Origin of the sequence: Amycolatopsis sp. NBRC 101858 (assembly GCF_030269325.1) — a bacterium.
In the GTDB taxonomy this organism is placed as follows: Bacteria; Actinomycetota; Actinomycetes; order Mycobacteriales; family Pseudonocardiaceae; genus Amycolatopsis; species Amycolatopsis ponsaeliensis.
In genome coordinates this window covers 381,625-390,798 of sequence record NZ_BSTD01000002.1, presented here as the reverse complement: position 1 = coordinate 390,798, position 9,174 = coordinate 381,625, and the positions used below count along the sequence as shown (strand labels likewise).

Here is a 9,174-nt window from a genome sequence, read left to right as displayed (position 1 = left end):
TGGTCAGTGCCAGTCGCTGATCGCCACGTCCTGCGGGTCCGGGGCGCCTTCGCCGGTCTCGACGAGCTGTTTGAGGCTCATCAGGAAGATCGCCCACTTGGTGCTGCAGTGGTGCATGAACTCGCCGGCCTCCCGCCAGCCTTCGTGCTTGAACAGCACGATCGTGTAGTCGCCGCGCTGCTCGATGTCCCAGCGGATCGTCGTGCCGACCCATTCGGGTGGCCCGTCGACGACCTCCCAGCGCACGACCCGGCCCGGGTCGAGCTCGGTGACCTTCATGTCGAAGCCGCCGGCGGTGAACCGGAAGGCGATGACGCCGCCGAGTTCGGGGTCCCCGACGGTCTTGCGGGCCCACCACGCGGACAGGCCGTCGAGGGTGGTGATCGCCTCGTAGACCTTCTCCGGCGACGACTTCTCGATGCCGATGCGGTGCAGGATGTCCATGGTCGTGCCTCTCTAGAGGTTCTTCTGGATGGTTTCGGCGATGCGCTTGATGCGGCGGAGCCGGGCGTCCCAGGCGGCGCCGACGTCGGCGAGCTGCGCGACGGCGCGGGCCAGCTGGGCTTCGTCGACGCGGTAGTGCTTCTCGCGGCCGGCGGTGCTCGCGTGCACGAGGCCGACGCGGTCGAGGACGGTGAGGTGCTTCGCGACGGCCTGGCGGGTCACCGGGAGGTGCTCGCTCAGGCTGGTCGCGGTGGCGCTGCCCTGGCTGAGGAGCAGGTCGAGCATGCGGCGGCGGGTGGGGTCGCCGATGGCCGACCAGAGGTCGTCGTCCACGGCGGTGCTCACGCGTTCGTCGTTCCGGCCTTGACCGCGTACCCGGGCAGGCGGGGCAGGAAGTGGTCCCAGCCGCTGACGTGGTCGGCGTACTCGGCGGCGATCTTGGCCTCGTCCCAGCCGCGTTCGCGGAAGCCGGTCTCGGTCATCCGCAGGCGGGTGCCGGTGGCGGTGGGTTCGAGCTCGAAGACGACGAGGAACGAGTTGCCGGGCGCGGCGGTCTCGCCGTCGGCGTGGGTCCAGCGGAAGGAGAACAGTTTCGGCGGGACGGCGTCGACGACGGTGAACCGCACCCAGGTGCCGCCGAAGCCGATGCGGCCGTCGCCGCCGGGCTGGACGGGGTACTCGGCTTCGTCCGGCCACCACTCGCGGAGGTGTTCGGGGCTGCTGACGACGTCGAAGACGACTTCGGGGGTGGCGTCGATGTGGATCTCGCGGTCCAGGGTTCCGTGTTCCATGCCGGCTCCTTGTGCAACGTTTGGTTGCGCGTCACGTTAGCGGCTCCGGCGGCGACGCGCAACCATCGGTTGCGTCGAGGTCCTTCTGGACCCAGGCGACGTCCCGCCACGCGCCGTGCTTCCACCCCACCCGGCGGTAGACGCCCGCCGGCTCGAACCCGAGTGCGCGGTGCAGGCCGGCGCTGGCGTCGTTCGGGAGCGTCATCCCGGCGAACGCGCGGCAGAAGCCGTTGTCCCGCAAACGTTCGAACAGCGTCTCGTACAGCGCGCGGCCGGCGCCGGTGCGGCGGCGGCCGCGTTCGAGGTAGATGCTCGTCTCGCAGGACCACCGGTAGGCGGCACGTTCGGCGAACGGGTGGGCGTAGGCGAATCCGGCGACCCGGCCGTCGTCTTCGAGGACGAACCAGGCATGGGCGTGGTCGATCCGCCGGGCCATTTCGGCGGCGGAGGGCGGTTCGGTCTCGAAGGAGATGACAGTGTCGGTGACGTAGGGCGCGTAGAGGGCGGCGCAGGCGGCCGCGTCGTCGGGAGCGGCGTCTCGGATCGGCATGGCTCATATGGTAGCCAGAAACGGTCGTATAGTATCAACCCATGACCGACCCCCTGACCGCTCGCCTGGCCACCACCGTGCACGCCGCGCGGACGTCCCACGGGCTCTCGGCGGCCGCGCTGGCCGAGACGTCCGGGGTGTCGCGGGCGATGATCGGCAAGATCGAGCGGGGCGACGTGCAGCCGACGGCGGCGTTGCTGGCGAAACTGTCGCAGGCGCTCGGAATGACGTTGTCCGAGCTGATCGCCCGGGCCGAAGGTGACGACCGGCGGCTGGTGCGCGCGGCCGAGCAGCCGGTGTGGGTGGACCCGGACACCGGCTACCGGCGGCGCGCCCTCTCTCCCGCCGCCGGCCGCCCGCTCGAACTGGTCGAGATCGAGCTGCCGCCGGGCGCGGAGGTGCCGTTGCTCGCGAGCGCGTTCCTGCACCAGCAGATCTGGGTGCTGGAGGGGCATCTGCGCCTGCGGGAAGGCGCCGAGGTGCACGAGCTGGACGCCGGGGACTGCGTGCAGCTGGGGACCGCACCCGAGCGCGTGTTCGCCAACCCGGGGTCACTGCCCTGCCGCTACCTCGTCGCGCTGGTGCCGCGCGCCACCTGACCAGGTGATCCGGCGTGCCGTCGCGGGCGGGGGCCGTTAGCTTCGCGCGGTGCGTCGTCTGCGGAGGATCTGGTACCAGTGCGCGGAATTCCTGCTGGTGCTGTTGGGGTTGGGGTGGCTGCTCGCGCCGGACACCGGGCTGGACGTGGTGTTCCTGCTGGCGTGGGACGTGCTGGCGGTGGCGGTGATCGCGACCCGGTTCCTGCGGATCCGCCGCTACCGGCTCGCGGCCGACGGCGAACCGACGTGGCTGCACAGCCTGCTGGGACGCCGCTCGAGTTTCGCGGCGACCCTGCTGGTGAGCGTGGTCGGGATGTCGGCGGGCCTGCTGATCCTGGCGGCGAACGTGATCGCCGAAGAAGACGACGAGTACGCGACGGTGCTGCAGATCAGCGCGGTGCCGGCGGTGCTGGCGGCGTGGACCCTGCTGCACTTCGGCTACGCCGACCGCTACGCGCACCTGCACTACCGGGCCGCGCCGGCCTCCGGCCTGCGGTTCCCGGCGACGGAACGGCCGAACCTGCTCGACTTCGCCTACTTCGCCTTCACCGTGGGGACGTCGTTCGCGACGTCCGATGTGGAGGTTCAGGCGCGGCCGATCCGCTACACGGTGCTGACGCACAGCGTGATGGCGTTCGTCTACAACACGGCCATCCTGGGCATCGCGGTCGGCGTGATCACCGGGAAATAGCGTCGACGCCGGTGAGCTCGGCCGACAGCGCCCAGAGCCGCGCGGCCTGCTCGGGGTCGACGGCGTAACCGCGGACGCCGACGCGGTGGCGGACGGGGGTGGCGCTGTCTTCGTCTCCGTCGGGGGCGGGCTCGGCGATGTCGCAGTCTTCGAGGTAGACGCCGCCCATGCGGTCGAGCCGGGGTGAGGTGGCGGCCCAGACCTGGGTGGCGGCGCCGGCTTCGGGGGTCTTGAAGTAGGCGGTGGGGTTGCCCTGTTCGTCGAGCCAGCCGTGGGCGCGCCACTCGTCTCGAGGGATGTGGCGCAGGAGGTTGGTCATGATCGAGCCGGGGTGCAGGGCGAAGGCGCGCACGCCGCGGTCGCGGCCGAGCCGGTCGAGGTGGACGGCGAACAGGACGTTGGCCGTCTTCGCCTGGCCGTAGGCGAGCCACCGGTCGTAGCCCTGTCCGAAGTGGACGTCGTCCCAGCGGACCGGGGAGAAGTGGTGCCCGCGCGAGGAGACGGAGACGACGCGGGCGCCGTCGGCGATGGCCGGCCAGAGGTGGTTGACCAGGGCGAAGTGGCCGAGGTGGTTGGTGGCGAACTGGGCTTCCCAGCCGGGGCCGACGCGGGTTTCGGGGCAGGCCATGATGCCGGCACTGCCGACGACGAGGTCGAGCCGGCGGCCGGTGGCGAGGAAGCGGCCGGCGAAGGCCCGGACGCTCGCGAGGTCGGCGAGGTCGAGTTCGTCGATCTCGGTGCCGGCGATCCCGGCGAGGGCTTCCTCGGCCGTGGCGCGCCGGCGGGCGGGGACGATGACGTGGGCGCCGGCGTCGACGAGCACGCGCGTGGTTTCCCGGCCGATGCCGGAGTAGCCGCCGGTGACGAGGGCGAGCTTGCCGGTCAGGTCGATGCCGGCGAGGACCTCGGCCGCGGTGCTGGTGGCGCCGAAGCCGGAGCCGATCTTGTGCTGGGGCGTGGTCATGGTTTCGACGGTAAGAGCTGGAGCGCGCTCCAGCGCAAGCGCGAGAATGGCGACGTGGAACGGGTGCTGGTGCTGGGGTGCGGCGGGTCCGGGAAGTCGGTGTTCGCGCGGCGGCTCGGCGCGCGGACCGGGTTGCCCGTGGTGGAGCTGGACAGCGTGTTCTGGCAGCCGGGCCCGGCGGGGTTGGCGCGGGCGGAGTGGGTTGTGCGGCAACGGGAGCTGGTGGCGAGTCCGCAGTGGATCCTCGACGGCGATCTCGGCCCGTACGACGTACTGGAGGTCCGGGCCGCGGTGGCGGACACGGCGGTGCTCCTGAACCTGTCGCCGGCGCGGTGTGTGTGGCGGGCGGTGCGGCGGGGTCGTGAGCGGTGGGACTTCTGGTCGTGGGTGCTGAGCTACCGGTGGCGGCACCTGCCCCAGGTGCGGCGGGCGCTGGCCGCGTCGGGCGTCGAGATGGTGGAGCTGCGGTCGCCGCGGGCGGTGCGGCGGTTTCTCGGCGAGCGTTGACTGAAGCAATGAATCGGTGCTTCACTTCTTGACGTGCCCTACCGCCGCACCCCGAAGGTCCAGGAACGGCTCGACGCCCAGCGCGCGACGATCGTCGCCGCGGCGACCGAACAGCTCGCCGAGCACGGCTACAGCGGCTGCTCCGTCTCCGCCGTCGCCGAACGGGCCGGCGTCGCCGTCGGAAGCGTCTACCAGCACTTCCCCACCAAGGCCGACCTGGTCGTGCACGTGTTCCGGCAGGTCGTCACGCGGGAGGTCGACGCCGTCCGGGCCGCGTCCGCCCGGCCCGGCGAGCCCGCCGAACGCGTCCTGGCCGTCTTCGAGACCTTCGCCCAGCGCGCCCTCAAAGCGCCGCGCCAGGCTTACGCTCTGCTCGCCGAACCGGTCGACGCGCGGATCGATGCCGAACGGCTCGAGTTCCGGCGGGCGTTCACCGACGTCGTCGCCGAGCACGTCGCGGCCGGGGTCAAAGCCGGCGCGCTGCCGCCGCAGGACGGGCGGCTCACCGCCGCCGCGCTGGTGGGTGCCGCCGCCGAAGTCCTGATCGGCCCGTTGACCAGCGGCAACGCCGGTGACGTCGCCGAGCTCCGCACGTTCGTCGTCCGCGCTCTAGGAGGTTCCGATGCCCGCCACGCATGAGGTCACCAACCAGGTCCCGCCGCTGCAGGGCCACGACGTCGCCGACGACCCCGCGCTGCTGGCCGGGCTCGAGCGTGCCGGTGCGGACTGGGCCTCGGACGAGCTGCACGAGCTGGGCCGGCTCGCCGGCAGCGAGCAGGCCCAGGAGTGGGGCCGGGTGGTCAACGAGAACGAGCCGGTGCTGCGCACCCACGACCGGTACGGCCACCGCATCGACGAGGTCGAGTTCCACCCGTACTGGCACGACCTGATGACCGTCGCGGTCTCGCACGGCCTGCACGGCACGCCGTGGCAGGACCCGCGCGAGGGCGTGCACGCGGCCCGGGCGGCGAAGTTCTACGTCTGGGGCCAGGTCGAGGCCGGGCACAGCTGCCCGATTTCGATGACCTACGCGGCGATCCCGGCGCTGCGGGCCAACCCGGAACTGGCCGCGCGGTACGAGCCGCTGCTGGCCGCGACCGAGTACGACTTCGGCCTCCGCGAGCCGAGCACCAAACGCGGCCTGATCGCGGGCATGTCGATGACCGAGAAGCAGGGCGGCTCCGACGTCCGCGCCAACACGACCACCGCGACCCCGAGCGCCGACGGCAGCTACACCCTCGTCGGCCACAAGTGGTTCACCTCGGCACCGATGTCGGACCTGTTCCTGACGCTCGCCCAGGCCCCCGGCGGGCTCTCCTGCTTCCTGCTCCCGCGGGTCCTGCCCGACGGCTCGCGCAACCCGATCCGGCTGCAGCGGCTGAAGGACAAGCTGGGCAACCGCTCCAACGCGTCCTCGGAGATCGAGTACGACCACGCCGCCGGCTGGCTCGTCGGCGAAGAGGGCCGCGGGGTGCGGACCATCATCGAGATGGTCAACAACACCCGGCTGGACTGCACGCTCGGCAGCGCGTCCGGCATGCGGCTGGGCGCGGTCCGCGCGATCCACCACGCCACCCACCGGCACGCCTTCGGCAAGGCACTGGTCGACCAGCCGCTGATGGCGAACGTGCTCGCGGACCTCGTCGTCGAGTCCGAAGCGGCGACGACCGTGGCGATGCGGCTGGCCGCGGCCGGCGACCGGCGCGACGACGAGCAGGAGCAGGCGTTCCGGCGGCTCGGGCTGGCCGTGTCGAAGTACTGGGTGTGCAAGCGGGCCCCGATGCACGCGGCCGAAGCCCTCGAATGCTTCGGCGGCAACGGGTACGTCGAGGAGTCGGGCATGCCGCGGCTCTACCGCGAGGCTCCGCTGTCGTCGATCTGGGAAGGCTCGGGCAACGTCGCCGCGCTGGACGCGTTGCGCGCCATGGGAAAGCAGCCGGAGTCGGTCGCGGCGTTCTTCGCCGAGGTCGAGCAGGCGGCCGGCGGCGACGCGCGGCTCGACGACGCCGTCGACCGGGTCCGCAAGGAGCTGACCGACCTCGACGCGATCGAGTACCGGGCGCGGCGGGTGGTCGAGGCGATGGCGCTGGTGCTGCAGGGATCGCTGCTGGTGCGCCACGGCCACCCGGCGGTCGCGGACGCGTTCTGCGCGTCCCGCTTCGGCGGCGACTGGGGCATCGCGTTCGGCACCCTGCCGGCCGGAGTGGACACGAGCGCGATCATCGACCGCGCGGCGGTGCGTTAACGCCCGAGTGCGGCCAGCGCTCCGGCGACCGCCGCGGCCTTGAGCTCGTCGACGGGGGCGTCGGGGAACTGCATGCAGACGTCCTGCAGGCCGCCCAGCGCCAGGATCGCGCGCGCCTGCTCCTCGAGGGTCGGCGAGGGGCCGCAGATCAGCATCGTGAGCCGGGTGCGCCAGCCCAGTGCCTTGTCGATGAGCCCGAGGTCGGCCAGCGTGGGCATCTCGGCCAGCAGCATGATCACGTCCGCGCGGTGGCGGTAGTTGAAGTCGAAGAACCCTTCGATCAGCTCCCGCACCGGCGCGTCCCCGCGCGCTTCCTGGGCGAGGAGGAAGTTCTCGCCGTCGTCGAGCATGGGCGCGACGATGCTGCGGACGAGGTCGTCGCGCGAGGGGAAGTGGTAGTAGAGCGCGGGCTTGGTGATGCCCAGCCGGTCGGCGATGTCCTGCAGGCTGGTCCGCTGCACCCCTTGGGTCGTGAAGAGGTCGCGCGCGACGTCGAGGATGCGCTGCTTGGTGTCGGAGGGTTTCGGCACGACCCCAGCATAACTGACTTAACGATAGGTAAGGATCCGTGGTACAACTTACCTACCGTTAAGTCAGGGAGGTACTCATGCGGATTCTCGTCTCGGGCGCCAGCATCGCGGGACCGGTGCTCGCCTATTGGCTCACCCGGCACGGCTTCGACGTCACGGTCGTCGAACGCGCCCCGGCGCTGCGCAAGACCGGCGGCCACGCCGTCGACCTGTTCCGGCCCGCCATGGACATCACCGAACGGATGGGCGTGCTCCCGCGCGTCGAAGCCCGCAAGACCGGCACCACCCGGATGACGCTGCACCGCGAAGGCGTGCGCCGCCCGGCGCGGGTGGACCTGTCGAAGATCTACCGCGCCACCTCCGACCGGCACGCCGAGATCATGCGCGACGACCTCAGCGAGATCTACTACGACGCCGGCCGCGACGACGTCGAATACCTCTTCGGCGACTCGATCGCCAGCATCTCCCCCGACGGCGACGTCACCTTCGAGCACGCCGCGCCGCGCCGGTTCGACATCGTCGTCGGCGCCGACGGGTTGCATTCGAACGTGCGGCGCCTGGTCTTCGGCGAGGAAGCCGGCCTGACGAAGTTCATCGGCGCCTACCTGGCCGTGCTCTCCCTGCCGGACACCACCGGCCTCGGCGACGGCGAAACCGTCCTGCACCTGGGCCCCGGCCGCACCGCCGGCATCTACAGTGCCCGCCACCTCGACGAAACCCGCGCGGTGTTCCTCTTCCGCCGCGACGAGCCGCTGGACTACCACCACCGCGACGTCGCGAGGCAGCAGGAGCTGCTGCGCGAGGCCTACGCGGGGATGCACCCGCAGGTCGACGCCTGGCTGGCCGAACTTGACGGCCCGGGCCCGTTCTACTTCGACTCGATCACCCAGCTCGGCCTCGAGTCGTGGTCACGCGGGCGCGTCACGCTCGTCGGCGACGCCGGCTACTGCCCCGGCCCGGCGGTCGGCGGCAGCACCAGTCTCGCGGTGCTGGGCGCCTACGTCCTGGCCGGCGAGCTCGCCGCGGCCGGCGGCGACCACGAGCGCGCCTTTGCCGCCTACGAAAGCGAAATGGGCGAGCTGGTGCGCAAGAGCCGCGCGTTCGCCGTCGGTGCCGCCCGCAGCCTGATCCCCCGCTCCCGCGCCGGGGTGTGGGCGCTGGCCCGCGGCGGCCAGCTCGTCTCGGCCCTGCCGGCCCGGGTCACGACGGCGCTGGCGAAGCTCAACACCGGCGGCGTGCGGATGCACGACTCGATGCGGGTCAAGGACTACGCGGTCACGCCCGTGGGCTGAGCCCGTCGGCGAGGACCCCGACCATCCGCTGGTTGTACTCCAGGTCCTCGCCGCGCACGGGCTGGCAGAGCAGCGCCACCGCGTGCAGGAGGTCCTTGGCGCTGACGTCGGTGCGGACCTCCCCGGCCGCGCCCGCCGCCTCGAGCAGGGCCGCCAGTACCGGCTCCATCTGCTGCATGAAGTACCCGGGCAGGGTGTCGAAGGCCGGATCGCCCGAATGCAGTGCCGTGGCGAACCCCCGTTTGGTGCCGACGAACTCGGTGTAGCGGCGCAGCCACCTTCGCAGCGCTTCGCCGGGCTCGTGGCCGGCACTCAGCGCCGGTCCCGTCTGCGCCACGACGTCGATTTCGCGCTGCAGCACGGCCGCGACCAGGTCCGCGCGCTGCGGGAAGTGCCGGTAGAGCGTGCCGACGCCGACCCCGGCCAGGTCGGTGATCTCCTTCGCGGGCGCGTCCACCCCCGAGGTCGCGAAGACGCTCTTCGCCGCCTCCAGGAGTGCGTCGATGTTGCGCTGGGCGTCGGCGCGCCGACGTCGCGGCTCTGCGGGCACAGTCCTCCTCC

General features: G+C 71.9%; 13 protein-coding genes. 6 read left to right on the top strand and 7 right to left on the bottom strand.

The window, feature by feature from the left end; genetic code table 11:
• Window positions 1-3: 3 nt before the first annotated feature.
• The 4 genes from QSK39_RS15020 to QSK39_RS15005 are packed head-to-tail and all read right to left on the bottom strand — an operon-like array spanning window position 4 to window position 1,785.
• A complete protein-coding gene (locus QSK39_RS15020) occupies window positions 4-444 on the bottom strand; it encodes an SRPBCC family protein (RefSeq protein ID WP_285478352.1) in 441 nt (146 codons plus the stop codon).
• 12 nt (window positions 445-456) lie between these two features.
• Entirely contained in the window at window positions 457-789 is a 333-nt protein-coding gene (locus QSK39_RS15015) for an ArsR/SmtB family transcription factor (protein WP_284744870.1), read from the bottom strand.
• The gene (locus QSK39_RS15010; RefSeq protein WP_285478351.1) at window positions 786-1,235 is read right to left on the bottom strand and encodes an SRPBCC domain-containing protein; all 450 of its coding nucleotides are present in this window, start codon (window positions 1,233-1,235) and stop codon (window positions 786-788) included. The genes QSK39_RS15015 and QSK39_RS15010 overlap by 4 nt, the downstream gene beginning before the upstream one ends.
• Before the next feature lie 31 nt (window positions 1,236-1,266).
• Window positions 1,267-1,785 carry a GNAT family N-acetyltransferase gene (locus QSK39_RS15005; protein WP_285478350.1) on the bottom strand — a complete coding sequence of 173 codons (519 nt, stop codon included), beginning with the start codon at window positions 1,783-1,785 and terminating at the stop codon, window positions 1,267-1,269.
• Between the two features lie 41 nt (window positions 1,786-1,826).
• Here QSK39_RS15005 and QSK39_RS15000 point away from each other — a divergent pair, with 41 nt between their 5' ends.
• Both QSK39_RS15000 and QSK39_RS14995 read left to right on the top strand, forming a co-directional pair.
• Entirely contained in the window at window positions 1,827-2,384 is a 558-nt protein-coding gene (locus QSK39_RS15000; RefSeq protein ID WP_285478349.1) for a helix-turn-helix domain-containing protein, read from the top strand.
• A 49-nt stretch (window positions 2,385-2,433) separates the two neighbouring features.
• The gene (locus tag QSK39_RS14995) at window positions 2,434-3,075 is read left to right on the top strand and encodes a DUF1345 domain-containing protein (protein ID WP_285478348.1); all 642 of its coding nucleotides are present in this window, start codon (window positions 2,434-2,436) and stop codon (window positions 3,073-3,075) included.
• On the opposite strand, the gene QSK39_RS14990 is transcribed toward QSK39_RS14995, so the two are convergent.
• Entirely contained in the window at window positions 3,062-4,039 is a 978-nt protein-coding gene (locus QSK39_RS14990) for an SDR family NAD(P)-dependent oxidoreductase (protein ID WP_285478347.1), read from the bottom strand. The genes QSK39_RS14995 and QSK39_RS14990 overlap by 14 nt on opposite strands.
• Before the next feature lie 54 nt (window positions 4,040-4,093).
• Here QSK39_RS14990 and QSK39_RS14985 point away from each other — a divergent pair, with 54 nt between their 5' ends.
• From QSK39_RS14985 to QSK39_RS14975, 3 genes are read left to right on the top strand one after another with little or no spacing between them, the layout of a single operon-like run.
• Window positions 4,094-4,546, top strand: coding sequence for a P-loop NTPase family protein (locus tag QSK39_RS14985; RefSeq protein WP_285478346.1), 453 nt, complete (start codon window positions 4,094-4,096; stop codon window positions 4,544-4,546).
• A gap of 33 nt (window positions 4,547-4,579) precedes the next feature.
• Window positions 4,580-5,185 (top strand): TetR/AcrR family transcriptional regulator, encoded by a 606-nt coding sequence (locus tag QSK39_RS14980; RefSeq protein WP_285478345.1) that lies wholly within the window; start codon window positions 4,580-4,582, stop codon window positions 5,183-5,185.
• The gene (locus tag QSK39_RS14975) at window positions 5,169-6,791 is read left to right on the top strand and encodes an acyl-CoA dehydrogenase family protein (protein ID WP_285478344.1); all 1,623 of its coding nucleotides are present in this window, start codon (window positions 5,169-5,171) and stop codon (window positions 6,789-6,791) included. Before QSK39_RS14980 ends, QSK39_RS14975 begins: the two co-directional genes overlap by 17 nt.
• Here QSK39_RS14975 and QSK39_RS14970 read toward each other — a convergent pair.
• Window positions 6,788-7,321, bottom strand: a complete 534-nt coding sequence (locus QSK39_RS14970; protein ID WP_285478343.1) for a TetR/AcrR family transcriptional regulator — start codon at window positions 7,319-7,321, stop codon at window positions 6,788-6,790. The two genes, QSK39_RS14975 and QSK39_RS14970, sit on opposite strands and share 4 nt — an antisense overlap.
• Before the next feature lie 77 nt (window positions 7,322-7,398).
• Here QSK39_RS14970 and QSK39_RS14965 point away from each other — a divergent pair, with 77 nt between their 5' ends.
• Window positions 7,399-8,613, top strand: a complete 1,215-nt coding sequence (locus tag QSK39_RS14965) for an FAD-dependent monooxygenase (protein WP_285478342.1) — start codon at window positions 7,399-7,401, stop codon at window positions 8,611-8,613.
• Here QSK39_RS14965 and QSK39_RS14960 read toward each other — a convergent pair.
• Complete coding sequence (locus tag QSK39_RS14960; RefSeq protein ID WP_285478341.1) at window positions 8,597-9,163, bottom strand: TetR/AcrR family transcriptional regulator; 567 nt, start codon at window positions 9,161-9,163, stop codon at window positions 8,597-8,599. The genes QSK39_RS14965 and QSK39_RS14960 overlap by 17 nt on opposite strands.
• Window positions 9,164-9,174 lie beyond the last annotated feature (11 nt).